22 protein-coding genes and 1 tRNA gene are annotated in these 25,013 nt (G+C 68.6%); 20 read left to right on the top strand and 3 right to left on the bottom strand.

The window, feature by feature from the left end; translation table 11 throughout:
* The first annotated feature begins 17 nt into the window (after positions 1-17).
* The 15 genes from QM619_RS12985 (at position 18) to QM619_RS12915 (ending at position 16,829) form a co-directional block, all read left to right on the top strand.
* Positions 18-1,028, top strand: a complete 1,011-nt coding sequence (locus QM619_RS12985; protein ID WP_415109274.1) for a PHP domain-containing protein — start codon at positions 18-20, stop codon at positions 1,026-1,028.
* A 154-nt stretch (positions 1,029-1,182) separates the two neighbouring features.
* Positions 1,183-3,945: a pyruvate dehydrogenase (acetyl-transferring), homodimeric type gene (gene aceE / locus QM619_RS12980; protein ID WP_415109271.1), complete on the top strand. Its 2,763-nt coding sequence runs from the start codon at positions 1,183-1,185 to the stop codon at positions 3,943-3,945.
* Between the two features lie 140 nt (positions 3,946-4,085).
* Positions 4,086-4,508: a DUF3052 domain-containing protein gene (locus tag QM619_RS12975; RefSeq protein WP_415109268.1), complete on the top strand. Its 423-nt coding sequence runs from the start codon at positions 4,086-4,088 to the stop codon at positions 4,506-4,508.
* Positions 4,509-4,537: 29 nt separating this feature from the next.
* Positions 4,538-4,614, top strand: a tRNA-Val gene (locus QM619_RS12970).
* Positions 4,615-5,321: 707 nt separating this feature from the next.
* Positions 5,322-6,047, top strand: coding sequence for a bifunctional 1-(5-phosphoribosyl)-5-((5-phosphoribosylamino)methylideneamino)imidazole-4-carboxamide isomerase/phosphoribosylanthranilate isomerase PriA (priA, locus tag QM619_RS12965; protein ID WP_415109265.1), 726 nt, complete (start codon positions 5,322-5,324; stop codon positions 6,045-6,047).
* Between the two features lie 48 nt (positions 6,048-6,095).
* Positions 6,096-7,106: a hypothetical protein gene (locus QM619_RS12960; RefSeq protein WP_415109262.1), complete on the top strand. Its 1,011-nt coding sequence runs from the start codon at positions 6,096-6,098 to the stop codon at positions 7,104-7,106.
* Positions 7,107-7,871 (top strand): YebC/PmpR family DNA-binding transcriptional regulator, encoded by a 765-nt coding sequence (locus QM619_RS12955; RefSeq protein ID WP_415109259.1) that lies wholly within the window; start codon positions 7,107-7,109, stop codon positions 7,869-7,871.
* 119 nt (positions 7,872-7,990) lie between these two features.
* On the top strand, positions 7,991-8,518 hold the full coding sequence (ruvC, locus tag QM619_RS12950) for a crossover junction endodeoxyribonuclease RuvC (RefSeq protein ID WP_415109353.1): 528 nt from the start codon (positions 7,991-7,993) through the stop codon (positions 8,516-8,518).
* Positions 8,515-9,120, top strand: a complete 606-nt coding sequence (gene ruvA / locus QM619_RS12945) for a Holliday junction branch migration protein RuvA (protein WP_415109256.1) — start codon at positions 8,515-8,517, stop codon at positions 9,118-9,120. The genes ruvC and ruvA overlap by 4 nt, the downstream gene beginning before the upstream one ends.
* Before the next feature lie 70 nt (positions 9,121-9,190).
* Entirely contained in the window at positions 9,191-10,207 is a 1,017-nt protein-coding gene (ruvB, locus tag QM619_RS12940) for a Holliday junction branch migration DNA helicase RuvB (RefSeq protein ID WP_415109350.1), read from the top strand.
* Positions 10,208-10,433: 226 nt separating this feature from the next.
* A complete protein-coding gene (yajC, locus tag QM619_RS12935; RefSeq protein WP_415109253.1) occupies positions 10,434-10,871 on the top strand; it encodes a preprotein translocase subunit YajC in 438 nt (145 codons plus the stop codon).
* A gap of 21 nt (positions 10,872-10,892) precedes the next feature.
* On the top strand, positions 10,893-12,587 hold the full coding sequence (gene secD / locus QM619_RS12930) for a protein translocase subunit SecD (RefSeq protein WP_415109250.1): 1,695 nt from the start codon (positions 10,893-10,895) through the stop codon (positions 12,585-12,587).
* Positions 12,587-13,798 (top strand): protein translocase subunit SecF, encoded by a 1,212-nt coding sequence (gene secF / locus QM619_RS12925; RefSeq protein WP_415109247.1) that lies wholly within the window; start codon positions 12,587-12,589, stop codon positions 13,796-13,798. Before secD ends, secF begins: the two co-directional genes overlap by 1 nt.
* Positions 13,799-13,802: 4 nt before the next feature.
* Entirely contained in the window at positions 13,803-14,339 is a 537-nt protein-coding gene (locus QM619_RS12920) for an adenine phosphoribosyltransferase (RefSeq protein WP_415109244.1), read from the top strand.
* Between the two features lie 105 nt (positions 14,340-14,444).
* Positions 14,445-16,829 carry a RelA/SpoT family protein gene (locus tag QM619_RS12915; protein WP_415109241.1) on the top strand — a complete coding sequence of 795 codons (2,385 nt, stop codon included), beginning with the start codon at positions 14,445-14,447 and terminating at the stop codon, positions 16,827-16,829.
* 205 nt (positions 16,830-17,034) lie between these two features.
* Here the strand turns inward: QM619_RS12915 and QM619_RS12910 are convergent, their stop codons facing one another.
* Positions 17,035-17,370 (bottom strand): gamma-glutamylcyclotransferase family protein, encoded by a 336-nt coding sequence (locus tag QM619_RS12910; protein WP_415109238.1) that lies wholly within the window; start codon positions 17,368-17,370, stop codon positions 17,035-17,037.
* Between the two features lie 2 nt (positions 17,371-17,372).
* The gene (locus tag QM619_RS12905; protein ID WP_415109235.1) at positions 17,373-18,614 is read right to left on the bottom strand and encodes a DUF349 domain-containing protein; all 1,242 of its coding nucleotides are present in this window, start codon (positions 18,612-18,614) and stop codon (positions 17,373-17,375) included.
* 190 nt (positions 18,615-18,804) lie between these two features.
* Here QM619_RS12905 and QM619_RS12900 point away from each other — a divergent pair, with 190 nt between their 5' ends.
* From QM619_RS12900 to QM619_RS12890, 3 genes are read left to right on the top strand one after another with little or no spacing between them, the layout of a single operon-like run.
* Positions 18,805-19,503 carry an MBL fold metallo-hydrolase gene (locus QM619_RS12900; RefSeq protein ID WP_415109232.1) on the top strand — a complete coding sequence of 233 codons (699 nt, stop codon included), beginning with the start codon at positions 18,805-18,807 and terminating at the stop codon, positions 19,501-19,503.
* The gene (gene hisS, locus QM619_RS12895; RefSeq protein WP_415109229.1) at positions 19,500-20,822 is read left to right on the top strand and encodes a histidine--tRNA ligase; all 1,323 of its coding nucleotides are present in this window, start codon (positions 19,500-19,502) and stop codon (positions 20,820-20,822) included. The genes QM619_RS12900 and hisS overlap by 4 nt, the downstream gene beginning before the upstream one ends.
* The gene (locus tag QM619_RS12890; protein ID WP_415109226.1) at positions 20,819-22,513 is read left to right on the top strand and encodes a choline/carnitine O-acyltransferase; all 1,695 of its coding nucleotides are present in this window, start codon (positions 20,819-20,821) and stop codon (positions 22,511-22,513) included. Before hisS ends, QM619_RS12890 begins: the two co-directional genes overlap by 4 nt.
* Positions 22,514-22,659: 146 nt before the next feature.
* Here the strand turns inward: QM619_RS12890 and QM619_RS12885 are convergent, their stop codons facing one another.
* Positions 22,660-23,253: a TetR/AcrR family transcriptional regulator gene (locus QM619_RS12885; protein WP_415109223.1), complete on the bottom strand. Its 594-nt coding sequence runs from the start codon at positions 23,251-23,253 to the stop codon at positions 22,660-22,662.
* A gap of 114 nt (positions 23,254-23,367) precedes the next feature.
* Here QM619_RS12885 and QM619_RS12880 point away from each other — a divergent pair, with 114 nt between their 5' ends.
* Both QM619_RS12880 and QM619_RS12875 read left to right on the top strand, forming a co-directional pair.
* Positions 23,368-23,928, top strand: coding sequence for a cysteine hydrolase family protein (locus QM619_RS12880; RefSeq protein ID WP_415109220.1), 561 nt, complete (start codon positions 23,368-23,370; stop codon positions 23,926-23,928).
* A 32-nt stretch (positions 23,929-23,960) separates the two neighbouring features.
* Positions 23,961-24,977: a zinc-dependent alcohol dehydrogenase gene (locus QM619_RS12875; RefSeq protein ID WP_415109217.1), complete on the top strand. Its 1,017-nt coding sequence runs from the start codon at positions 23,961-23,963 to the stop codon at positions 24,975-24,977.
* Positions 24,978-25,013: the final 36 nt, after the last annotated feature.

The following is a 25,013-nucleotide window of genomic DNA, read 5'->3' as shown; positions in this document are numbered from 1 at the left end:
GACCTAGTGTGGACCGCATGGATCCCGTCGTCGCGCTGCGCGAGATCGCCTACCTGATGGAACGCGAGCGCGCCGACAGCTACCGGGTGAAGGCCTTCCGGCGAGCCGCCGAGATCGTGGACGTGATGCCCGCGGACGAACGCGCGAGCCACGCCGCGTCGGGAAGCTGGAAGCAGGTGCGCGGCCTGGGCGCCACCTCGGTGACGGTGATCGAGCAGGCGCTGCGCGGCGGCGTCCCCGACTACCTGGCCGGCAAGCGGGCCAAGGCCCGTCCGCTGGTCGAGCCGGAACCACGGCTGCGGTCGCTGCTCAAGGGCGATCTGCACACCCACTCCACCTGGTCCGACGGCGGCAGCTCGATCGAGGAGATGATGCTGGCCGCCCAGGCGCTGGGCCACTCCTATACCGCGGTCACCGACCATTCGCCCCGTCTGCGGGTGGCTCGGGGACTCTCCGCCGAGCGGCTCGCCGATCAGCTCGACCTGATCGATGATCTGAACGAGGCCATGGCGCCGTTCCGGGTGCTGCGCGGCATCGAGGTGGACATCCTCGACGACGGCACGCTCGACCAGTCGCCGTTCCTGCTGAACCGGCTGGACGTCGTGGTGGCCAGCGTGCATTCCAAGCTGGCGATGGACGCCGAGTCGATGACCCACCGGATGGTGGCGGCGATCGCGAACCCGCGCACCAACATCCTGGGCCACTGCACCGGACGGCTGATCGAGGGGGAGCGGGGCACCCGCGGGGAGAGCGCCTTCGACGCCGAGGTGGTCTTCGAGGCGTGCCGCGCCTTCGGGGTGGCGGTCGAGATCAACTCCCGTCCGGAACGCTGCGACCCGCCGGACTGGCTGCTGGAGCTGGCCAGGGACGCCGGATGCCTGTTCAGCATCGACACCGACGCCCATGCTCCGGGGCAGCTCGAGTTCCTGGTCTACGGCGCGGCACGGGCCGAAACGGCCGGCATCGACCCCGACCGGATCGTCACCACCTGGCCGGTGTGGCGGCTGCTGGATTGGGCAAAGAGCTGACTTCGAGACCCGATCCACCCGTCGGGACGCCGTGGCGCGGACACAGTGTGGTCCAGACGATGTGCTCGGAAGGGAAGATGGGGCAGGATGGACCCCAATCACCCGGTGGTGCCCATCGTTGCGCGCCGGGCCGTGCATGAGAAAGGACTCCCCTGTGGCCATCAGCGACAACGTCGGCCCGATCCTGAACGGGCTGCCCACGAGCCTGCCTGACATCGACTCGGAGGAGACCGCCGAGTGGTTGGAGTCCCTGGACGGGATCATCGACGAGGGCGGCCGGAACCGTGCCCGCTACATCATGCTCAAGCTGTTGGAACGCTCGCGTGAGCGCCAGTTGGGCGTGCCCTCGCTGACCGTGACCGACCACATCAACACCATCCCGCCGGAGAGCGAGCCCTGGTACCCGGGCGATGTCGAGCTGGAGCGGAAGTTCCGCCGTCTGGTGCGCTGGAACGCCGCGATGATGGTGCACCGGGCCAACCGGCCGGGCATCGGGGTCGGCGGCCACATCTCGTCCTTCGCCTCGTCGGCGACGCTGTACGAGGTGGGCTTCAACCACTTCTTCCGCGGCAAGGACCACCCCGGCGGCGGCGACCAGATCTTCTACCAGGGCCACACCGCCCCCGGCATGTACTCCCGCGCCTTCCTCGAGGGCCGGTTGGAGGAGGCCGACCTGGACGGCTTCCGCCAGGAGCACAGCCACGTCGTCGACGGCCGGGTGCGCGCGGTGCCGTCCTACCCGCACCCGCGGCAGATGCCGAACTTCTGGGAGTTCCCCACGGTCTCGATGGGCCTGGGCCCGATCGACGCCATCTACCAGGCGCAGTTCAACAAGTACCTGCACAACCGAGGCATCAAGGACACCTCGCAGCAGCACGTCTGGGCGTTCCTCGGCGACGGCGAGATGGACGAGCCGGAGAGCCGCGGCGCGCTGCAGCTGGCGTCCTACGACGAGCTCGACAATCTGACCTTCGTGATCAACTGCAACCTGCAGCGGCTGGACGGGCCGGTGCGCGGCAACGGCAAGATCATGCAGGAGCTGGAGGGCTTCTTCCGCGGCGCCGGCTGGAACGTGATCAAGGTCGTCTGGGGTCGCGGCTGGGATCCGCTGCTGGCCGCCGACCGCGACGGTGCGCTGGTCAATGTGATGAACAACACCCCCGACGGCGACTACCAGACCTTCCGGGCCAACGACGGCGACTACGTCAAGGAGCACTTCTTCGGACGTGATCCGCGGGTCGCCAAGATGGTCGAGGGCTGGGACGCGGAGAAGATCTGGAAGCTGACCCGTGGCGGTCACGACTACCACAAGGTCTACGCGGCCTACAAGGCGGCGCTGGAGTTCACCGGCGCGCCGACGGTGATCCTCGCGCACACCATCAAGGGCTACTTCCTGGGCTCGCACTTCGCCGGCCGCAACGCCACCCATGGCATGAAGAAGATGGCCCTGGACGACCTCAAGCAGTTCCGCGACCGGCTCGACATGCCGATCACCGACGCCGTCCTCGAGGCCGATCCGTACCGTCCGCCGTTCGTCAACCCGGGTCCGCGCGACGAGCGCATCCAGTACGCGCTGGAACAACGCAGGACGCTGGGTGGCGGCCTGCCGCAGCGGCGGAACAATCCCAAGCCGATCAAGCTGCCCGGCGATTCCGCCTATGCGTCGGTGAAGAAGGGCTCCGGGCAGCAGCAGATCGCCACCACGATGGCCTGGGTACGACTGTTCAAGGACCTGATGCGCGACAAGGAATTCGCGCCGCATGTCGTCCCGATCATCCCGGACGAGGCCCGCACCTTCGGCCTGGACGCGTTCTTCCCGACGATCAAGATCTACAGCCCGCACGGCCAGACCTACACGCCGGTCGACCACGAGCTGATGCTCGCCTACCGTGAGGCGAAGAACGGCCAGATCCTGCACGTCGGCATCAACGAGGCGGGCTCGATGGGCGCGTTCGCGGCGGCCGGCAGTGCCTACGCCACCCACGGCGTGCACATGGTGCCGATCTACATCTTCTACTCGATGTTCGGCTTCCAGCGCACCGGCGACTCGATGTGGGCCGCCGCCGACCAGCTGGCCCGCGGCTTCCTGCTGGGCGCCACCGCCGGACGGACGACGCTTGCCGGCGAGGGCCTGCAGCACATGGACGGGCACAGCCACATCCTGGCCGCGACCAACCCGGCGATGCGCTGCTACGACCCCGCCTACGCCTACGAGGTGGCGCACGTCATGCAGCACGGCCTGGAGACCATGTACGGCGAGAACCCGCAGGACGTGATCTTCTACATCACCTTGTACAACGAGCCGATGGCGCAGCCGCGCGAGCCCGAGAACATCGATGTGGAAGGCATCAAGAAGGGCATCTACCTGCTCAAGGAAGGCTCCTTCGAGGGTGTCGGCGGCGACGCCCCGCGGGCACAGTTGCTGGCGTCCGGCGTCGGCGTGCCGTGGGCGCTGGAGGCGCAGGAACTGCTGAGGCGCGACTGGGGTGTGGTGGCCGACGTGTGGAGCGTCACATCGTGGAACGAGTTGCGGCGCGACGGCCTGGCCGCCGACGAGCACAACTTCCTCCACCCCGAGCAGGAGCGACAGGTGCCATTCGTGACGCAGCGGCTGCAGGGACGTCCGGGTCCGTTCATCGCGACCTCGGACTACATGCGGCTGGTTCAGGACCAGATCGCCCAGTGGGTGCCCGGTGAGTTCCACTCGCTCGGCGCGGACGGCTTCGGCTTCTCCGACACCCGCGCGGCGGCGCGGCGGTTCTTCCACATCGACGGTCCGTCGATGGTGGTCCGGACGCTGCAGGCGCTGGCCGCCAAGGGCCAGCTGGATGCCTCCGCACCCGGTCGGGCCGCGGAGAAGTACCGGCTGCTGGACGTTGCGGCCGGCGCCTCCGGTAGCGCGGGCGGCGACGCCTGAGTGAATGCGTCGTGGGCCGGTGTTCCGCTGCTGCGGGTCACCGGCCCACTGCCATATTCTGCGCTTTCCGTCCGGTGCGGAAGTCTGGCAGGCTAGGCCGCGACAGACGTTGTGTCGCGAGAGTGGAGAGTAGGAAGCAGGTGGCCCGCACGGATGGCTCGGCAAGCGCCGCGGAGGTGACTGCCCTCGGGCTGACCCGCGGCCTGGCGGTGCAGGAGCTCGGTTGGGACGACGACGTCGACGAAGTGCTGCGCGATGCGGTGATGGACGCCATCGACGGCGACCTGCTGTACGAGTCCAACGAGGCGGTCGACGTGGTGCTGCTGTGGTGGCGCGACAGCGACGGCGACGTCGTGGACGGTCTGGTGGACGCGCTCACCGACCTGTCACCCACCGGCTGTATCTGGCTGTTGACTCCGAAGGTGGGACGTCCGGAATACGTCGATCCGACCGACGTCGCCGAGGGCGCGCTGACCGCGGGCCTGGTGCTGGCCAATCCGGCGTCCGTTTCGACGAACTGGCAGGCGCAGAAGCTGGTCCGCCCACGGGGAAACCGGCGATAGCTGGCACAATGGGGCCGCCGGAGAGCTGCGGGCGCATAGCTCAGTTGGTTAGAGCACCTCCCTTACAAGGAGGTGGCCGGGGGTTCGAGTCCCTCTGCGCCCACCACCGAGCCTCGTTGTGCTCTCCCTGCGAGCCGCCGGGTTCGGACTCGACCTCACCCGCGCCTACCACGGTGATCCACGACGACCGCTGGTGGAACCCCCGCCGTCGCAGACCAGGCCCGCTACGACCTCGCCGCCGACCCTCGCGGCTCCAGCGATAGCAGCGATTCGGTCTTGTATCCCGGATGCACGCTGGCGTCGATGCCTTGGCGTGCGCCGAGCGTAACGAGCACCTCGTAGAGCGTCGTCTTGGCGTGTTCGCTGAGTACTCGGTGATCGCCGCTTCCTGGACTTCTGCTGCGGCACGCAGGGCGGTGAGCATGTCGCGGCCGGCCGGGGTGAGGTAGAGCTGCCTCCGGCGGCGGTCGGTGGTGCTGCCGGTGAGAACGACGAGCTCCTTGCGCTCCAGTGCGTCGATGAGCGCGACGAGCCCGCTCTGGAGCGCGCGCAGAGCTTGTCGGCGAGCTCCCGCTGGGTGGTCACGGGCATCGGCTTCTTCGGCGGAGTCAGCGCCTCGATCGTGCTCGCGATCGCGGGACTTGTCGGCTGGGCGCGGACCCAGGTCGCCGGACACACTGGGTCCGACGGCCGCTCCTACCACTCGACCATCCCGTCCAGGACCCTTGTCGGTGATCGTCGGTCCCGGTGTGAGCCGTCCGGACCTCGCACAGATTGCCGTGGTCCTCGGGCCGTCCACTAGGGTCGAAGACCGTGACCGCACTGACCCTGCTGCCCGCCGTCGATGTCCAGAACGGCCAGGCCGTCCAGCTCACCCAAGGTGTGGCCGGCTCCGAGAAGGTGTTCGGCGACCCGCTCGCCGCCGCGATGCGCTGGCAGAACGCCGGTGCCGAGTGGCTGCATCTGGTCGACCTGGACGCCGCCTTCGGGCGCGGCTCGAACGCCGAGATCATCGCGTCGATCACTGCCCGGCTCGATCTCAACGTCGAACTCTCCGGTGGCATCCGGGACGACGCCAGCCTGGAGCGGGCATTGGCCACCGGTTGTCGTCGGGTGAACATCGGCACCGCTGCGTTGGAGAACCCGGAGTGGTGCGAGCGCATCATCGGCGAGCACGGGGACCGGATCGGCATCGCCATCGACGTCAAGGGCAGCAAGCTCGCCGCTCGCGGCTGGGTGCGCGAGGGAGGCGATTGGGCCGAGGCGGTCGATCGGCTGTCGGCGGCCGGCTGCGGCACCTTCGTGGTCACCGATGTGAAGTCCGACGGCATGCTGACCGGCCCGAACCTCGACCTGCTGCGGCAGGTCTCTGCGCAGACCGACGCCCAGGTGATCGCCTCGGGTGGCATCGCACAGCTGGACGACCTGGTCGCGCTGCGCGGACTGGTGCCGCTCGGCGTCACCGGCGCGATCATCGGGACCGCCCTCTACATCGGCAATTTCACCCTTGAGGATGCATTGGCTGTCGCCACGCAGTAACCCGCCCGTATTGGGGTACTAGATTGGGGAGTAGGAACGGAGGCGACGATGCCCACACCGGCCAAGAGCCATGGCTGCACATGGCATTGGCTGTCCGAACAGGACCTTCCCGAGATCGCCGGCCTGATCGTCGCCGAAGAGCACTTCGGCGACGCGACCCATCATCACGACCTGCCGGCGCTGGAGGCGGCGGTCGCGCGAGGCATCGTCCGCGATACCGAGACCGGCGTGGTCTTGCGCAAACCCAGCGGCACCCTGATCGCCTACGCCTGGATCCGCTTGCCGGACGCCGGTGAGCCGCCCAACCGGCTGCGGCTGCACGGCGGCTGCCATCCGGCATGGCGGGACGAGGGCGTCCAGGAGACCATGTTGCGCTGGCAGATCGAGCGCGCCGAGGAGTGGCAGCTGGAGGGCGACGAGAGCGAACCGGCCGAACTGTCAATGCTGATCTCGGTCAGCAACCTCTTCCTTGCCGAGACGTTGTCCGACTGCGGGTTCCGGCCTCAGCGCTGGTATCACGCGATGCGCCGCAGCCTCGCCGAGCCTCTCCCGGACGGTCCCCGCCCGCTGCCCGGTGTCGCGCTCGAACCGTTCGGGGCGCACTGGAGCGAGCCGGTGCGGCTGCTCTACAACGCGACCGTCAGCCATCCCGCCGACCTGCTCGAACCGGACGCCTGGGAATGGGGCCTGGCCGGCGCTGGCATCCGCGACGCTTGGTCGTGGGTCGCGGTGGTCGACGGGCAGGCGGTCGGCTGGGTGTTGAACGCCGAGACCAGCCTGGCCGGCGAGTTCGCCGGCTGGACGGAGTACCTCGGCGCGGTGCCGGAATGGCGCAATCACGGCCTCTACCGGACGCTGCTCGCCCGCAGCCACCAATCGTTCGTCGAGGCCGGCCTGCTCACCGCCGGAATCGGCATCGAGACCGAATCCGATCAGGGTTCGCGACCTTACGCAGAACTCGGGTACGTCGGCGTCGACACCATGGTCTGGTACGTGCAACAGCTGGGCACCGATACAATCGGGGCCGCGCACGATGGACGAGCAGCAGATGGGACGTAGATGAGCGGGCACTCCAAATGGGCCACCACCAAGCACAAGAAGGCAGCGATCGATGCCAAGCGGGGCAAGCTCTTCGCGAACCTGATCAAGAAGATCGAAGTGGCGGCGCGCGTCGGTGGCGGTGACCCCGGCGGGAACCCGACCCTCTACGACGCCATCCAGAAGGCGAAGAAGAACTCTGTCCCCAACGACAACATCGACCGCGCCGTCAAGCGCGGCTCGGGTATCGGCGGCGAGGCGGTCGACTACACCGAGATCATGTACGAGGCGTACGGTCCCGGCGGCGTGGCGATCCTCATCGAATGCCTGACCGACAACCGGAATCGTTCGGCCTCTGACGTGAAGGTGGCGGTCACCCGCAACGGCGGCACGATGGCCGACGTCGGCTCGGTGTCACGGATCTTCGACCGCAAGGGCATCGTAGAGGTGGCCAAGTCCCAGGGCGGACGCCAACTCGACGAGGACGATCTACTCGAGGCGACGCTGGAGGCCGACCCCGAGGACGTCTCCGACGAGGGCGAGACCTTCAAGGTGATCTCCGACCCGAGCGCGGTGGTCGACGTGCGCAAGGCGGTCCAGGAGGCCGGGCTCGACTACGAGTCGGCCGAGGTCCAGTTCGTGCCGCAGTACACCCAGGCCATCGACGGCAAAGAGGCCGCCGAGAAGCTGTTCCGGTTGCTCGACGCGATCGAGGACGTCGACGACGTGCAGACCGTCTACTCCAACGAGGACGTCCCCGAGGCGGTGCTCGCCGAGCTGGAGTGACCTCCAGCCGGCCGGGGCGTTCGGAACGGCGCGCCAGCGCGGTTCCCGGGGCGGGCTGGCGGCGTCCACTAGTATCCGAACATCTGTTCGGCTGACGGGAGTTCATCGGCATGCGTGTTCTGGGCGTCGACCCGGGCCTGACCCGTTGCGGTGTGGGCGTCGTGGACGGCGTGGCGGGCCGCACTCCGACCCTGGTCGAGGCCGGCGTGATCCGGACTCCGTCGGACGCCGACCTCGGCCTGCGACTGCTGGCCATCGAGACTGGCCTGGAGGAGTGGATCGGGCGGCATCGCCCCGACGTGGTCGCGGTCGAGCGGGTGTTCAGCCAGCACAACACGATGACGGTGATCGGCACCGCACAGGCGGCCGGGGTGGCGCTGCTGGTCGCCGCCCGACATCGGCTGCCGGTCCGGCAGCACACTCCGAGCGAGGTGAAGGCGGCGATCAGCGGTTCGGGACGCGCCGACAAGGCTCAGATCGGTGTGATGGTGACACGGGTGTTGCGGCTCGCCGAGGCACCGAAACCGGCCGACGCAGCGGACGCCGTGGCGCTCGCGGTCTGCCAGCTGTGGCGCGGTGCCGGCCAGGCCCGGTTGGAGGCTGCGGTGGCGGCCGGACGACGCCAGCGACACAGGAGGGGCGCATGATCGCTCAACTCAGCGGAACGGTGATCGCCGCCGGCGCCACCTGGGTGGTGCTCGACCTCAACGGCTTCGGCGTCCGCGCCCAGTGCACGCCGGCGACGGCGTCCGCGGTCCGGATCGGACAGCCGGCCACGCTGGCCACCTCGCTGGTGGTGCGCGAAGACTCGCTCACCCTCTACGGTTTCGCGGACGCCGACGAGCGGGACTGCTTCGAACTCGTCCAGTCGGCCAGCGGCATCGGGCCCAAGATCGCCCAGGCCGTGGTGTCGGTGCTCAGCCCGGACGCCCTGCGGGCCGCGATCGCCGCCGAGAACATTCCGGCGCTGACCAAGGTGCCGGGCATCGGCGTCAAGGGCGCGCAACGCCTGGTGATCGAGCTGAAGGACAAGATCAACACCCTCGCCGCGGTCGGCAACCCGGCCACGTCGTCCGCCACCGCGCCCATTCAGTGGCGTGACCAGGTGAAGGGTGGACTGGAGGGTCTGGGCTGGTCGTCGCGCGACGCCGACCGGGCCTGTGACACGGTCGCCCCGCTGGTCGACGACGACCCGGCAACCCCGGTCGCGGTGCTGATGCGGGCCGCGCTGCGGAGTCTGGCCAAATGAGGGGGCGCGGCCAGATGAGTGAGCGAATCGGACGGGGTCTGGCGTGGTGAGTCACGAAACCGACGAGGTAATGGATCCGCACGTCCACGATGGCGAGGCCCTGGCGGAGTCCGCGCTGCGCCCCGGCAGCCTGGCCGAGTTCGCCGGACAGCCGAGGGTCAGCGACCAGCTCGGCCTGGTGCTGGACGCCGCGCGGCACCGTGGCTCGGTGCCCGACCATGTCCTGTTGTCCGGGCCGCCCGGACTGGGCAAGACCACGCTGGCGATGATCATCGCCGCCGAGGTGGGCTCGCCGATCCGGATCTCCTCCGGCCCGGCCATTCAGCATGCCGGCGACCTGGCCGCGATCCTGTCCGGGCTGACCGAGGGCGAGGTCTTCTTCCTCGACGAGATCCACCGCATGTCACGGCCGGCCGAAGAGATGCTGTACCTGGCGATGGAGGACTTCCGGGTCGATGTGGTGGTCGGCAAGGGGCCTGGTGCGACCGCGATCCCGCTGGAGATTCCCCCGTTCACTCTGGTCGGCGCCACGACGCGGGCCGGTCTGCTGCCGGGCCCGCTGCGAGACCGGTTCGGCTTCACGGCGCAGCTCGACTTCTACGAAACCGACGCGCTGCGCTCGATCGTGCGGCGCTCGGCAGGCCTGCTGGGCATCGCGCTGGAACGCGGCACCGACGAGGTGATCGCCTCCCGCTCGCGCGGCACCCCTCGGATCGCGAACCGGCTGCTGCGCCGCGCCCGCGACTATGCACAGGTGCGTGCCGACGGACGCCTGAGCGCGGCCGTTGCGCGGGCCGCCCTCGAGCTGTACGAGGTGGACGAGCTGGGCCTCGACCGGTTGGACCGTGCGGTGTTGTCCGCGCTCTGCGAACGCTTCGGCGGCGGTCCGGTCGGGGTCTCCACCCTGGCCATGGCGGTGGGGGAGGAGCGCGAGACGGTCGAAGAGGTCGCCGAGCCATTCCTGGTCCGGCAAGGCTTTCTGATGCGAACGCCGCGTGGCCGCGTCGCCACCGTCCGCGGCTGGGCCCACCTCGGCCTGACCATGCCGAACTCAGCCGAACCGGACCTCTTCGGCGCCGACGGCTGATTCGCGCTGGGCAAGGCCGTCCAGGCGACGCCGCGACGACACCGGCAGAGCCCGTCATCCGGGCTTTCCACGGGATCTCCGACCAGGACGCCGTGGTTGGCGCAGGAGATCCGGGCATCCGCCCGGTTGGTCGGAGTCGGGGCAATCGGGACGCCTCGGCTAGAGTTAGGCGTCGTGTGGCTGAGCCACCGATCAATCGTCTAACGAAAGAATCCACATGGGTGACATGGGTAGCACCCTCCTGATGCTTGTGCTGATGGGGGCCGCCTTCTACTTCCTGTTGATCAGGCCGCAGCAGAAGCGGGCCAAGAAGCAGCAGGAGATGACCAACTCCCTGGCGCCCGGCACGCGCGTCATGCTGTCGTCCGGCGTGTTCGGCACCATTCGCCATCTCGGTGAGCGGCAGGCGATCATCGAGATCGCTCCCGGCATCGAGATGACCGTGGTCAAGCAGGCGGTGGTGAAGACCCTGCTTCCCGAGGACGACGAGTTCGAGTACTCCGACGACGATCAGGTGAGCGACGACGAGCCGGAGGGGTCCTTCGACGACGTCGAGGGTTCGCCGTTCGACAACATCCAGCCGTCCGACTTCATCGATCCGAAGCCGTCCGACGCGCGCGCCACCGACGACGATCCGACCGATCAGTCCAGCACCCAGAAGTGACCCGCGAGGGCAGAGCGAGCCGTGGCAACGACAAGTAAGCACCACAGCCACCCATTGCGCACCCTGATCGTCTTCTTGGCGTTCAGCGTCGGACTGGTCGGGCTGATGGCACTGGGTGGTGTGTGGACGCCGAAACTGGGCCTCGATCTCCGGGGCGGCACCACCATCACGCTGACTGCGAGCAATACCTCCGGCGAGGGCTCGATCGATCCCGACAGCCTGGAGCAGGCCCGGACGATCATCCAGCAGCGGGTGGACTCTTTCGGCGTCGGCGAGACCGAGGTGACCACCTCGGGCGACCGGCAGATCGTGGTCAGCGTCCCGAACGTCCAGCAGGACGAGCTGGTGCGTACGGTGGGCCAGACCGCCCAGCTGTACTTCCGGCTGGTCTACGCACAGGAGACGGTGGCCGATCCGTCGGCTCAGCCCACGGTCGAACCCACTGACCCCGCTCAGCCCAGCCAATCCGCTCAACCCGCCGAGTCTGCTCAGCCCAGCGCCGAGCCGTCCGCCTCGCCCAGCACGAACGGACGCCCGCTGCCCAGCCTGCCCACACCGGTACCCAGCCCTCGGCCCACCGCACCCGGCGCCACCCCGCTGACCACGCAGCAGGTGCTGGACTGGCAGCCGTCCGAGCGTGACCAGAGCGAGTACACCGACTTCCAGTGCGGGGATCCGTTCCCGGATGTCTCCGATCAGCCGCTGATCACCTGTGACAAGGCTGGCACGACGAAGTTCCTATTGTCGCCCACCGTGATCTCGGGCAAAGATCTGGTGAAGGCAGCCGCCGGAATCCCGCAGGGCCAGGTGAGTTGGGTGGTCAACCTGGAGTTCAACAGCACCGCGGGTGCGACCTTCGAGACCGTCACCGAGGCGCTCGCCACCAAGACCAGCCCGCAGAACGAGTTCGCCATCGTCCTGGACGGCGACGTGATCAGCACGCCGTATGTCAGCACCACGATCGCGGGCGGGAAGGCCGAGATCTCGGGGTCGTTCACCCAGAAGAGCGCCACCGAACTGGCCAACGTGCTGAAGTATGGCGCGCTGCCGCTGGCCTTCGACGTGTCCAGCGTCGACACCGTGTCGGCCAAGCTGGGCGGCGAGCAGCTCGACGCGGGCATCATCGCCGGCATCATCGGCCTGGCGCTGGTGGTCGCCTACAGCCTGCTCTACTACCGGGCGCTGTCGATCGTGGTGGTCAGCAGCCTGGTGGTCGCCTTCGGCATCACCTACGCCTTCATCGTCTTGTTGGGTCAGGCGATGGGCTTCGCGCTCAACCTGCCCGGTGTGGCCGGCCTGATCGTGGCGATCGGCGTCACCGCGGACTCGTTCATCATCTACTTCGAACGAATCCGGGACGAGGTCCGCGACGGCCGGACGCTGCGCACCGCCATCGAGGTCGGCTGGGTGCGGTCCCGGCAGACCATCCTGGTGGCGGACGGCGTCTCGCTGCTGTCGGCGATCGTGTTGTTCATCCTGGCGATCGGCGCAGTGAAGGGCTTCGCGTTCACCCTCGGCCTGACCACCCTGATCGACCTCGCGGTGGTGTTCTGGTTCACCAAGCCGTTGGTGTCGCTGCTGGGCAAGACGACGTACTTCGGCCAAGGCCGCAAATTCTCCGGCTTCGAGCCTGAGCATCTGGGCGCCAAGCATCAGCCGCCGCTGCATCGGCGGCGTCCGGCCAGGCCCGTCGCGGCAGCGACCAAGGAGGCGTGATGAGCACCACGAGCACCCCGGAGGCACCCGCCGAGAAGAAGGACGTGCCCGCCAAGAAGGAGAGCTTCGCGCATCGGCTGTACACCGGCGAGGTCAGCTACGATTTCGTCGGCAAGCGGAACCGCTGGTACATCTTCTCCGCGGCCCTGTTGGCGCTTTCCGTGCTGGCGATCGCCGTGCTGCACCTGAACCTGGGTATCGAGTTCAAGGGCGGCGCCGACTTCAGCGCGCCTGTCACCGTGGCCGAGCAGACCACCGATCAGGTGCGGACGGCGGTCGAGGCGCTCAACCTGCCCAATAACGACGATGTCAGCGTCACCACGGTCGGCGACGGCGAGGTCCGCGTCCAGACCCGGTCGCTGAGCGTCGATGAGGTAGGGCTGGTGAAGGCGGCGATCGCCAAGGCCGTCGGCGATATCAGCGTGGACGAGGTCGGCTACAGCCTGATCGGGGCGTCCTGGGGCAGCATGATCACCCAGCAGGCGGTGATCGCGCTGGCGGTGTTCCTGGTGCTGGTCTCGTTGCTGATCTGGGCCTACTTCCGCAACTACAAGATGGCCATCGCGGCGATCGTCGCGTTGCTGCACGACCTGGTGGTGACCGTCGGCATCTATGCGCTGGTCGGCTTCTCGGTGACGCCGGCCACGCTGATCGGCGTCCTGACGATTCTCGGCTATTCGCTCTATGACACCGTGGTGGTCTTCGACAAGGTGCGCGAGAACGTCGCCGACCTGAAGAACAGCCGCTCGACCTACTCCGAAGCCGCCAATGCAGCCGTCAACCAGGTGCTGATCCGATCGATCAACACCACGATCCTGGGCGTGCTGCCGGTGGCCGCGCTGACCTTCACCGGCGTGTTCATCCTGGGTACCGGCCCGCTGAAGGATCTCGGTCTGGCGCTGCTGGTCGGCATGATCGCCGGCGCCTATTCGTCGATCTTCATCGCGGCGCCGTTGCTGGCCCAGCTCAAGGAGGCCGAGCCCGAGATGCGTGAGCATCGCGAGCGCTTGGCCCGCCGGGCACAGCGGCAGACCGCGAAAGAGGCGGCGACGATCACCAAGAAGGCGGTCGTGCTGCACGACGCGGACGGCCCGCTCGCCGAGGTGGACGAGGTCGAACCCGAGCGGCTGGGTCTGGTCAGCGCCAACGAGTTGGCCCGCCAGCAGCGGCAGCAACCTCAACGCAGTTCCCGAGCGAAGCGAAGGAAGTGACGATATGTCGAGCGACGACAACAAGAAGCTCATCCTGGACCTGATCGCGGACATTCCCGATTTCCCGAAGCCAGGGGTCACTTTCTACGACATCACCCCGTTGTTGGCCTCGCCCGCCGGGCTGCGGGCGGCGGTCACAGAGTTGGCCGCTCTGGCACCGGACGGGATCGACGTGGTGGTCGGCATGGAGGCCCGAGGCTTCATTCTGGCGGCGCCGGTCGCCCTGGAGCTGGGTGCCGGCTTCGTCCCCGTCCGCAAGCCGGGGAAGTTGCCGGGCAACCTGTATTCGGAGCAGTTCGCGCTCGAGTACGGTCACGAGACCCTCACCATCAAGACCGACGCCGTCCTTCCGGGCGCACGGGTGCTGGTGATCGACGATGTGCTCGCCACCGGCGGCACGGTGGGCGCGACCGCCGCGCTGGTGCATCGGCTGGGTGCCGAACTGGTCCACGTGGCGGTGCTGATGGAACTCGACTCGCTTCCCGGCGGCGAGAAGCTCGCCGAGCTTGGCATCGGGTATTCCTCGGTCGTCACCATCTGATCGCCTCGACCATCTGATCTGTCCGTCTGGTCACTGGGGACGGTTCGTTCGGTCACCTGGGACGGGTTCTCTTGGCCACCGCTCACCCCGTCCTGGCAACGCGGAATGCGCGGATGCGTGACAACCGGGGACGAGCAGTATGATGCAGTCCTGCCGAAGGGAAACCGGGTGAGCGACAGCATCCATGGTCCGTATGGGACGGGCAACGGCCTGCCCGGAGAGCCTCGCGCGCTGGCCCGTCCGGCGGCCGCGCGCGACCAGCCGCGGATGCGGATGCGGCACGCGTTGGCCAGGCTCGGAGCCCCGAAGAACAGCCAGGCGGCGGTGCTCGACCCGCTGGTGAAGACGTTGCGGGCCAATCATCCCCGGGCCGACCTGACCATGATCGAGCGGGCCTATCGGACGGCCGAGCACTATCACGCGGGCCAGTTCCGCAATAGCGGCGATCCATTCATCACCCATCCGCTGGCGGTGGCCACGATTCTGGCCGAGTTGGGCATGACCGAGACCACGTTGTGCGCGGCGTTGCTGCACGACACCGTCGAGGACACCTCGTACACGATGGCGCAATTGACCGCCGACTTCGGCTCCGAGGTTGCCACCATGGTCGATGGCGTGACGAAGCTCGACAAGGTCACCTACGGCGACTCTGCGAAGGCCGAGACGCTGCGCAAGATGGTGCTGGCGATGAGCCGCGACATCAGGGTGCTGGTGATCAAGCTGGCCGACCGGCTGCACAATATGCGCACCCTGGGGTTCCAGCGCCAGGACAAACAGGTGGTGACCGCGAACGAGACCCTGGAGATCTTCGCTCCGTTGGCGCACCGGCTGGGCATGAATGCCATCAAATGGGAGCTGGAAGATCTCGCCTTCGCCACACTGCACCCCAAGATCTACGACGAGATCGTGCGCATGGTCGCCGCCCGCGCCCCGTTGCGGGAGAACTATCTGCGGCAGGTGATCGACCAGGTGCGCGACGATCTGGCCGAAGCGAAGATCAAGGCCACCGTCTACGGGCGTCCCAAGCACTACTACTCGATCTATCAGAAGATGGTGGTCCGCGGGCGGGACTTCTTCGAGATCTACGACCTGGTAGGGCTGCGCATCCTGGTGGACGCCCAACGCGACTGTTACGGTGCCCTCGGTGTGCTGCATGCCCGGTGGATTCCGTTGCCGGGCCGGTTCAAGGACTACATCGCGACCCCGAAATTCAACCTGTACCAGTCGCTGCACACCACAGTGCTAGGGCCCGACAGCAAACCGGTGGAGTTCCAGATCCGCACCCACGAGATGCACCGGCAGGCCGAATACGGTGTCGCCGCTCACTGGAAATACAAAGAGGGCAAGGGCGCCGGCGCCAACGACCTGGCCTGGGTACGACAGATCACCGAATGGCAGCGGGAGACCGAAGACCCGGGCGAGTTCCTGGACACCCTGCGGTTCGAGATCAACACCAACGAGGTCTTCGTGTTCACCCCCAAGGGTGACGTGATGTCGCTGCCGGCGGGTTCCACGCCGGTCGACTTCGCTTACACCGTGCATACCGAGGTCGGCCATCATTGCATCGGGGCGCGGGTCAATCAGCGCCTGGTGCCTCTGGAATATGAGTTGAAAAACGGCGACCAGGTCGAGGTGCTGACGTCCAAATCGCCCAATTCCGGCCCAAGCCGCGACTGGTTGAATTTCGTGGCCAGCCCACGAGCGCGGACGAAGATCCGGCAGTACTTCATGCGGGAGCGCCGCGAGGAGTCGATCGAGCAGGGCAAAGAGGCGCTGGCCAAGCAATTGCGGCGGACCGGGCTGCCGGTGCACCGGCTGCTGTCCGCCGAGCATTTGGCCGCACTGGCCCGGCATTTCCGAGTGCCCGACACCAATGCGCTCTATGCGGCGATCGGGGAGGGGACGGTCGGCGCGCAGAATGTGGTCGAACGGCTGATCGCCGCCGAGGGCGGTGCCGAGGAGGCCGCCGAGGCCAGCGTCGAGGACCATCCGGCGCTCACCGCTCCGGTCCCTGGCCGGCGTCCGAACCGCCGGAGCACCGACACCGGCATCGTGGTCGAGGGCCATTCCGATATGTGGGTGAAGCTCGCCAAATGCTGCATGCCGGTGCCGGGTGACGAGATCCTCGGTTTCATCACACGTGAAGAGGGCGTGTCGGTACACCGGGTAGACTGCACCAACGCCGACAATCTGCGGCAGAAGCCCGACCGGTTGGTCGAGGTGAGTTGGGCGACGCCGTCCGCCGACTCCAGTTTCCTGGTCGCCGTGCACGTCGAAGGCCTCGACCGCGCTGGCATGCTGTCCGACGTGAGCCGGGTGATGACCGAGCACCACTCGAACATCCTGTCCATGTCGGCCAGCACCAACAAGGAACGGGTCTTCACCATGCGGCTACAGTTCGAGACCCCCGACCCCACCCATCTGGCGTCCCTGACGAACGCGTTGAAACGCATTCCGGGCGTGTACGACGCCCATCGGGTGAAGAGCTGAGCCACGCCGCAACTCCTGTCCGAAGAAGCTCTGTCGAACTTCGGGGACGGTTCTCGAGCGTGCGATTTTCGATCGTTCGGGGACAGACCCTGGCATCGAGGTCCGTCCCCAGAGGGTTCGGAATTCGCATGAGAAGAACCGTCCCCAGCGTGCGAAGTCGGCTGGACGGAGATCCCGGCGTTCGCCGTGATGACGGGTTGGGTGATCAGTCGGCGGCGAGGTAGACCCAGGCGGACGTTCCGGAGCCCAGGGTGACGGCGGCGCGGACGTAGGCGTCGACCTCGTAGGCGTCCGCTTGGGCCAGTTCACGGTCGTCGAGTTCCAGGTAGGCGCCGGCGACGACGTCCGTGACCGAACCGGGACGTAGGATCGGGTGCCGGTCCGAGCCGCTGGTGGCGATCACCTCGGGGTCGGTGATGGTCAGCCAGTCGAGCCGATAGCGGGGCAAGGTGTCGGCGACGGTGACGACAGGACGCCCGAACAACGCCTGCTGGACGTTCTCCTGCCGCAGCGTGCCGTAGGAGAAGACGCGGTGGACCACGATCAGCGGGAGAAGTCGGCCAGCGTGGCACGGGCCTGGTCGAGCCAGGTCTGGTAGGTCGCGATCGAGTCCCGCGCCTTGTCGGCGGCCTTTGCGTCGCCGCGGGCCTCGGCCTTCGCGATCTTCTCGGTCAGCTTGTCGATCTCGTTGCTGAGCATCGCCACGGTCTCCTCGGCGCGCGAGCGGGCCTCGGGATCGGTGCGCTTCCACTCGGCGTCCTCGGCGTTGCGGATCGCCGTCTCCAGGGCTCTGACGCGGTTGTCCAGCCCCCGGATCGACTCGCGCGGCACCTTGCCGTAGCTGTTGTAGGCGTCCAGGAAGGTGCGGAACGCGGCCCGCGAGGCAGCCACGTCACGCACCGGGACGACCTCGGCCTCGGCGGTGGCGAGCAGCGCCTCCTTGGCCTCGAGGTTGGCGCGGAACTCGGCGTCCTGCTCGGACAGGGTGGCCTGCCGGGCGTTGAAGAACTGGTCCTGCAGTGCCCGGAACTCCGTCCACAGCGCGTCGTCGACTTCACGCGGGGCGGCACCGGCCGCCTTCCAACGAGCCATCAGGTCACGGAAGGCGCCCGAGGTCGGACCCCACTCGGTGGAGTCGGCGAGGACGCGGGCCTCGGCGATGATCTGCTCCTTGAGCCGGCGGGCCTCGTCGCGGCGTTCGGCCTGCTCGGCGAACTGGGCCTTCCGGCGGCGGGTGTAGGCAGTGCGGGCCGCGGAGAACCGATGCCACAGGGCGTCGTCGGTGGCCCGGTCGATCCGGGGGAGTGCCTTCCACTCGTCCAGCAGGCTGCGGAACCGGTTGACGCCGCCGCGCCAGTCGTTGCCCTGTGCCAGCTTCTCGGCCTCGGCGACCATGCCCTCTTTGGTGGCCTTGGTCTCTTCGGCCTGCCGGGCACGCTCTGCCTTGCGAGCCTCGTTCGCCTGGGCCAGCACGGGGGCGAGGGCCTCCAACCGAGCCAGCAAAGAGTCCAGATCGCCGACCGCATTGGCGCCGGTTACGTTGCCGCGCACAGTGCCGATACTGCCGCGGGCCTCCTCCGGCGAGAGCGCACCCGAGGCAATGCGGCGCTCCAACAAGCTCACCTCGAGCTCGAGCGCCTGGAACCGCCGGGTGTAGAAGGCTAGGGCCTCTGCCGCGGGCACGTCCGGGATCTGTCCGACGGCGCGCTCTCCCTCGGCGGTCCGGACGTAGACCGTCCCGTCGGGGTCGACACGACCGAAGTCGGCCGGGCTGGTAGAAGTCATGGGGACATCTTGCCGCATGCCTGTGTGGTTTGGCCTCGCGCCCGCGCGCGTGGCGCGAGGCCCCTGGACCGTGGCGGTTCGCGCTCGGATCACGCCCTCTCGGCTGCGATGTTTGGGCGCCGGGTCCGGTGACGAGGTCGTGCCAGCCATCGGACGGTCAGCGAGGCGGCCCGTGCACTAGTCTGACGGGGTGTTCCTGGCCTCCTTTCCTGCGGGTCCGTGGCAGGCCAACTGCTATCTGGCCGCCGCGGCAGCTGGAGCCGAGTGTGTGATCGTCGATCCGGGCGTGGACGCCTTCGACGGGGTTCGGGACGCCGTGGCCGATCACGGACTGACCCCGGTCGGTGTCCTGTTGACCCATGGCCACATCGATCATGTGGCGTCCGCGACACGGGTGGCCGACGAGTGGGGCGTCCCGGCCTGGATCCATGCCGACGACCGCGAATTGCTCACCGATCCGGCGGCCGGCCTCGGCCCGTCCAGCGCCAGCCTGCTCGCCCAGGTGCTCGGAGAGGTCGAGTTGGCCGAACCCGATGACCTGCGCTTCTTCGAATCGGGCCTGGACGTCGCCGGGCTCACCTTCGACGTGCTGCACGCCCCCGGTCATCGTCCGGGCTGCGTGATGCTCTCCACCCGGCTGACCGGCCACGACCAGCTGGACACGGTGGTGTTCTCCGGCGACGTGCTGTTCGCCGGGTCGATCGGCCGGACCGATCTGCCTGGCGGCGACCACGCCATCATGCTGAACACCCTGCGCGGCCCGGTGCTCGACCTGCCCGACACCGCCGCCATTCTGCCCGGACATGGGCAACAGACCGTGATGGCCCGGGAACGGGCCACCAATCCGTATTTGCAAGCCGACTATTTAGGTGGTGTCCGCACCCGATGAGCCGTCCGAAGCCGCTGAGCGGCTTTCCCGAATTTCTGCCCGCCCAGCGGATCGTCGAGCAGCGGGTCCTTGCCGCGCTCGCCGGCACCTTCGAATTGCACGGTTTCGGCTCGATCGAGACCCGTGCGCTGGAGCCGATGGCGCAACTGGCCCGCAAGGGCGAGATCGACAAAGAGGTCTACGTCGTCCGCCGGCTGCACGCCGAGGGCACCTCAGACGCCGAACTCGGCCTGCACTTCGACCTGACCGTGCCGTTCGCCCGCTATGTGCTGGAGAACTCGGGGCACCTGAATTTCCCGTTCCGGCGCTACCAGATTCAGAAGGCGTGGCGGGGCGAGCGGCCGCAGGAGGGCCGCTACCGGGAGTTCCTGCAGGCCGATCTGGACGTCGTCGGGCAAAGCGCGCTGGCCGCCCACCACGATGTCGAGGTGGCGCTGGTGGTGCTGGAGGCCTTGGAGCGACTGCATACCGATTTCGGCGTCCCGCCGGTGCTGATGCGGGTGAACAACCGGCGGCTCGCCGAAGGCTTCTACCGCGGGCTCGGCATCGACGATCACCTGGCTGTGCTGCAACGCGTCGACAAGCTAGACAAGATCGGTCCGGACGCCGTCCGCGCGCTGCTCACCGGTGAGCTCGGGCTGAGCATCGAGGTGGCGGCGCAATGCCTGGAACTGGCCACCATCTCGGCGCCGGACGACTCGTTCGTCGAGCGGGTGCGGGCGCTCGGCGTCCGCAACGACCTGCTGGACGAGGGACTGGAGCAGCTCGCCGCGGTGGTGCGCGCCGGCGCCGCGGCCGCCCCCGGCCGGATCGTCGCCGACCTGAAGATCGCCCGCGGCCTCGACTACTACACCGGCACCGTCTACGAGACCGAGCTGAGCGGCTACGAGCACCTCGGATCGGTCTGCTCCGGCGGACGCTACGACTCGCTGGCCTCCGACGGCCGGACCACCTATCCGGGCGTAGGGCTGTCGATCGGCGTCACCCGCATCCTGGTGCCGCTGCTCGGCAAGGGGCTGCTGACCGCGTCCCGCAGCGTGCCGACCTGCGTGCTGGTCGCGGTCGACTCCGAAGAGACCCGCGGCGAGGCCGACGCCATCGCGGCCCGCCTGCGAGCCCGCGGCATCGCCACCGAGGTGGCGCCCAAGGCCGACCGGTTCGGCAAGCAGATCCGCTACGCCGACCGGCGTGGCATCCCGTTCGTCTGGTTCGCCTCCGGTGAGGTGAAGGACATCCGCTCCGGCGAGCAGGTCGCCGCCGATCCGGATGCCTGGGAGCCGCCCGCCGACGATCTCGCACCGAAGGTGAGCGCACGATGAAGTCCCTGCCGGTTCCCCCGTTGAATGGCACGTTGGAGCGGTACCGGGCCACGGTCGACCCACTGCTGACCGAGGCCGAACGGGCCGCCACCGCCGCCCGTGTCGAGGCGTTCGCCCAGAATGAGGGCCCCGTGCTACAGGCCGAACTGGAGGCGTACGCCGCCGTCGAGGACGCCGCCGGCCGCAGCTGGCTCTCCGAGGCCTGGCTGGACGGTTACCTTGCCTCGCGGGGTCCCATCACGCTGACCAGCAACGTCGGCTTCCTGCTGAACTGGCCCGGCTCGGGGTCCGGTGTCGAGCGGGCCGCGGACCTGATTCACCGGATGGCGTCCGTCCATCTCACCTGGCTGCGCGGCGAAATGCCGGTCGAGTGCACCGCCCGCGGCGACGAGCTCGACCCGCAGCAGCTGCGCTACCTGGCCGGTGGGCTGCGGCATCCCCGTCCGGGAACCGACGAGTTCGTCGAAGGCCCGGCCGGGGCGGCGGAGCGCGAGATCGTGGTGTTCCGGGCGGGCGCCCCGTACGTCCTGCGGATAAGCGAAGCAGCTGGTCAGCCGTTGAGCGTCCCGGCCTTGACGGCCGCCCTGGCCGGCCTGCTCGGACGGGCCCCCGGAGATCGCGTCGGCTTCACCCACCCGTCCTATTCGGGCAGCGAGCCGGCCGCGGCCCTGCTGGAGCGGCTGCTGGCCGATGAGGCGAACGCCGCCGCCTATGAGCGGCTGGCTCGGGCGTTGTTCGCGGTCAACCTGGCCGACGATGGCCTGGATGCCGACGGTCACCTGCAGCGTGCGGTCTTCGGGCTGGGCCGCACCTGGGTGTACAAGCCGGCCACTTACGACATCGACCTGGCCACCGGACTTGCCTCGGTGCACATGGAGCACACGGTGGTGGACGGCGCGACACTGAAGCGGGTGGTGGCACTGGCCCAGCAGGTCGTCCCCGACCTGAGCCCGGGCGTCGCGCCGGAGGGGGAGCCGCTCGGCTGGCGGTTGGACGACTCTCTCGCCACCGACATCGAGCACGCGGCCCAGCGGTACGCCGAACAGGCTGCTGACTACCGGGTACGAACCATAGCGGTATCGCTGCCGGCACCCGAGCGGCCCTCGTTCAAGCTGAGCCTGGACGGTGCCCAGCAGTGGGTGATGCTGTTCGCCCAGCTCGCCTACCACGGCGGCGCGCCGCGCAGCACCTACGAGGCGGTCGACATGCGCGAGTACCAGGCCGGGCGCACCGAATGCCTGCGGCCGGTGACCACCGAGGCGGTGGCGCTGGCCCGGGCGCTCCAGGAAGGCGACGCCACCCCCGAGCAGCTGTTCTCCGCCATGGCCGCGCACAAGTCGTGGGTGATCGCCTGCAAGACCGGCAACGGCATCGACCGCCACCTGTTCGGGCTGCGGCTGATGGCCGCCCGCAGCGGCGCGACGCCGGAGTTGTTCGCCGACACGGCCTATGTCCGGCTGACCACCGACTTCCTGTCCACCACGTCGCTGGGCGATCCGCATCAGATCGTCCGGTTCGCCTTCGCCCCCACCAGCGCCGGCGGCATCGGGATCAGCTACAGCAGCGACGCCGGGGTGCTCGAGTTCTGCCTGAGCTACCGGGCGTCCGAACACGACGACATCGACGCCTTCGCCGCTGCGCTGGTCGACGGCACCCGTTCCCTGGGCGAGTTGATCACCCGCGCATCGTAGGGCGTCGGTCGAGCCTGTCGAGACCGTGGGAGATTTCGGCAAGCTCTCAACCAGCGGTGGGACGCGATCTCGTCGGTCGAGCTTGTCGAGACCTTCGGAGATTCCGACAAGCTCAACCACCGCCGACCGCAGCGCCGCCTCTGCCGTCACTCCAGCAGCGGGGTGAGCGCAGCGACGAACGGGGCGAGCCGGTCGGTGACGTACCCATCCAGGTCCACGGCCGGTCGGTCCTGGGCGGCCCAGCGCGTCGTGGCGCCGACGACGACGGCCAGCAGCGCCTCGACGACGTGCTGCACGAGCTCGGGGTCAGCGTCCGGCCGGCGCGTCCGCCCGTGCGCGATGAGCAGGTCGGCGAGGTCGCTGGTGCGCAGCGCGACGTCGGCGCGCAGTTCGTCGTCGCCGCGCACGATCTGCCAGCGCAGGGCGAGGGCATCGTGTTCGGCACGCGCGAATCGCAGCGCCGCCGCGATCGCCCCCGCCATGGCGGGCACGATCGGGCCATCGCCGCTGGACGCGAGCGCATCGCGGAGGCGAGTCACGCTCGCATCGAACTCGTCGGCCATGAGGTCGCGCTTGGCGGGGAAGTAGTGGAACAGGGTCGTCCGGCTGATCCCGGCGGCGTCCGCGATCTGTTGCAGCGAGGTGGCCGCGTAGCCCTGGCGCAGGAACAGCGCCCGTGCGACATCGCGGATCGCGGCGTGCGTGGTTTCGCGCGGACGCCCTCGGCTTCTCCCGGTCACCGTCCGATTCTCGCGCACCCCTGGGAATAAGTGAACTGTGGTGAGATAATCTGTTCGGTGAGGGCGCATGGCGCCGACGTTCGTCGCGGAGCCCTCGCGGGAAGGACGCCACCAGTGCCCATCACGACTCTCGATCCGGCCGCCGCTCTCATCGTCGTCGACCTGCAGCAAGGCACGACCGCGGCACAGACCGCGCACCCCATCGAGGGCGTGATCGACAATGCGGAGCGCCTGGCCGCGGCCTTCCGGGAACGGGGCCTGCCGGTGGTGCTCGTCCGCTACGACCCCGCGCAGGCTCCGGTCGGCCGCACCGAGCTCGGGGGCCGGATGCCCGAGGTCCCGCCCGGCTTCACCGATCCCGTCGCAGGGCTGCCGTCCGGGCCGGGCGACCTCGTCGTCACGAAGGGGGGCTGGAGCGCCTTCGCAGGCACGGGGCTCCACGACCAGTTGGCCGGGCTCGGCGTCACCCAGGTGGTGCTCGCCGGAGTGGCGACGAGCTTCGGCGTCGAGTCCACCGCGCGTGCCGCGTACGACCTCGGCTATCACGTGACGGTCGTCACCGACGCGATCACCGACCGAATCCCCGACGCGCACGAGCGCTGCGTCGCCGGAGTGTTCCGCGTCCTCGGCGAGACGGGCAGCACCGACGACGTGATCGCTCTGCTCTCCGCCTGAACCGTCCATCCATCAACTCCCGAGGAGCACTCATGAGATCCGTCCACGTCGTCGCCCCCGACACCAACGCCTGGGTCGAGGTCGACCAGCCCATCGCGGGCCCCGCCGACGTCCTGCTGAAGATCAAGGCCTGCGGCATCTGCGGCTCGGACGCGCTGTACAGCCACAACGGCGGGATCCCCCCGCGCATCGGCGCGACCCCGCTGGGCCACGAGCCCGCCGCCGAGGTCGTTGAGGTCGGCGAGGAGGTGGAGGACATCGACGTCGGCGACCACGTCGTCATCGACACGATGGCGTTCACCGACGGGCTGCTCGGCTCCGGCGGCGCCCAGGGCGCCCTCTCGGAGTACGTCGTCGTCAAGGACGCCCAGCTCGGGCGCCAACTCAAGGTCATCCCCAAGGAGGTGCCGTGGACCGTCGCGGCGCTCAACGAGCCGATGGCCGTCGCCTACCACGCCGTCAACCGCACGAAACCGCAGCCGGGGGCCAAGGTGGTCGTCTTCGGCGCTGGGCCCATCGGGCTGGGTGCGGTGCTGGGCTACCGGCGCCGCGGCGCGTCGCACATCGTCGTGGTCGACATCCTGCCGGCGCGGCTGGACAAGGCGCTCCAGATCGGTGCCGACGCCGTGGTCAACTCCGCCGAGGAGGACCTCGCGGCGCGGCTCGTCGAGTTGCACGGCGATGGCGCCACGATCTTCAACCGCGGCACGCGGGCCGGCACAGACGTCTACCTCGATGCGGCCGGTGCGCCGAGCATCCCGCCGACCGTGGCCGGCATCGCCAAGCAGGGGGCGACCCTGGGTGTCGTGGCGGTGCACAAGCGCCCCGTCGAACTCGACTTCGGCCGCATCCTCACCTCCGAACTCACGCTGGTGTGGTCGATGGGGTACCCGACCGAGATCTTCGAGGTGACCGACGACATCGTGGATAACTGGGAGAAATATGCCGTGATCGTCAGCGACCTGCTTCCGTTCGACATGGCGCTGGAGGCTCTCGAGCTCGCGAAGACGCCCGGGGCCGCCGACAAGGTCATGGTCACCTTCGACTGATATGCACTCGTCGTCTCACGTGGGCAGGGTGAAGCG

This window comes from Micropruina sp., assembly GCF_047606665.1.
In the GTDB taxonomy this organism is placed as follows: Bacteria; Actinomycetota; Actinomycetes; order Propionibacteriales; family Propionibacteriaceae; genus Micropruina.
This window is presented reverse-complemented; position numbering and strand designations above follow the sequence as displayed.

What these genes read in the sequence shown, in the direction of transcription:
- QM619_RS12985 (WP_415109274.1), top strand. Translation starts at nt 18, where the DNA reads ATGGATCCCGTCGTCGCGCTGCGCGAGATCGCCTACCTGATGGAACGC.
- QM619_RS12960 (WP_415109262.1), top strand. Translation starts at nt 6,096, where the DNA reads ATGCCCACACCGGCCAAGAGCCATGGCTGCACATGGCATTGGCTGTCC.
- QM619_RS12955 (WP_415109259.1), top strand. Translation starts at nt 7,107, where the DNA reads ATGAGCGGGCACTCCAAATGGGCCACCACCAAGCACAAGAAGGCAGCG.
- ruvA (WP_415109256.1), top strand. Translation starts at nt 8,515, where the DNA reads ATGATCGCTCAACTCAGCGGAACGGTGATCGCCGCCGGCGCCACCTGG.
- ruvB (WP_415109350.1), top strand. Translation starts at nt 9,191, where the DNA reads ATGGATCCGCACGTCCACGATGGCGAGGCCCTGGCGGAGTCCGCGCTG.
- yajC (WP_415109253.1), top strand. Translation starts at nt 10,434, where the DNA reads ATGGGTAGCACCCTCCTGATGCTTGTGCTGATGGGGGCCGCCTTCTAC.
- secF (WP_415109247.1), top strand. Translation starts at nt 12,587, where the DNA reads ATGAGCACCACGAGCACCCCGGAGGCACCCGCCGAGAAGAAGGACGTG.
- QM619_RS12920 (WP_415109244.1), top strand. Translation starts at nt 13,803, where the DNA reads ATGTCGAGCGACGACAACAAGAAGCTCATCCTGGACCTGATCGCGGAC.
- QM619_RS12915 (WP_415109241.1), top strand. Translation starts at nt 14,445, where the DNA reads ATGCGCGGATGCGTGACAACCGGGGACGAGCAGTATGATGCAGTCCTG.
- QM619_RS12905 (WP_415109235.1), bottom strand. Translation starts at nt 18,614, where the DNA reads ATGACTTCTACCAGCCCGGCCGACTTCGGTCGTGTCGACCCCGACGGG.
- hisS (WP_415109229.1), top strand. Translation starts at nt 19,500, where the DNA reads ATGAGCCGTCCGAAGCCGCTGAGCGGCTTTCCCGAATTTCTGCCCGCC.
- QM619_RS12890 (WP_415109226.1), top strand. Translation starts at nt 20,819, where the DNA reads ATGAAGTCCCTGCCGGTTCCCCCGTTGAATGGCACGTTGGAGCGGTAC.
- QM619_RS12875 (WP_415109217.1), top strand. Translation starts at nt 23,961, where the DNA reads ATGAGATCCGTCCACGTCGTCGCCCCCGACACCAACGCCTGGGTCGAG.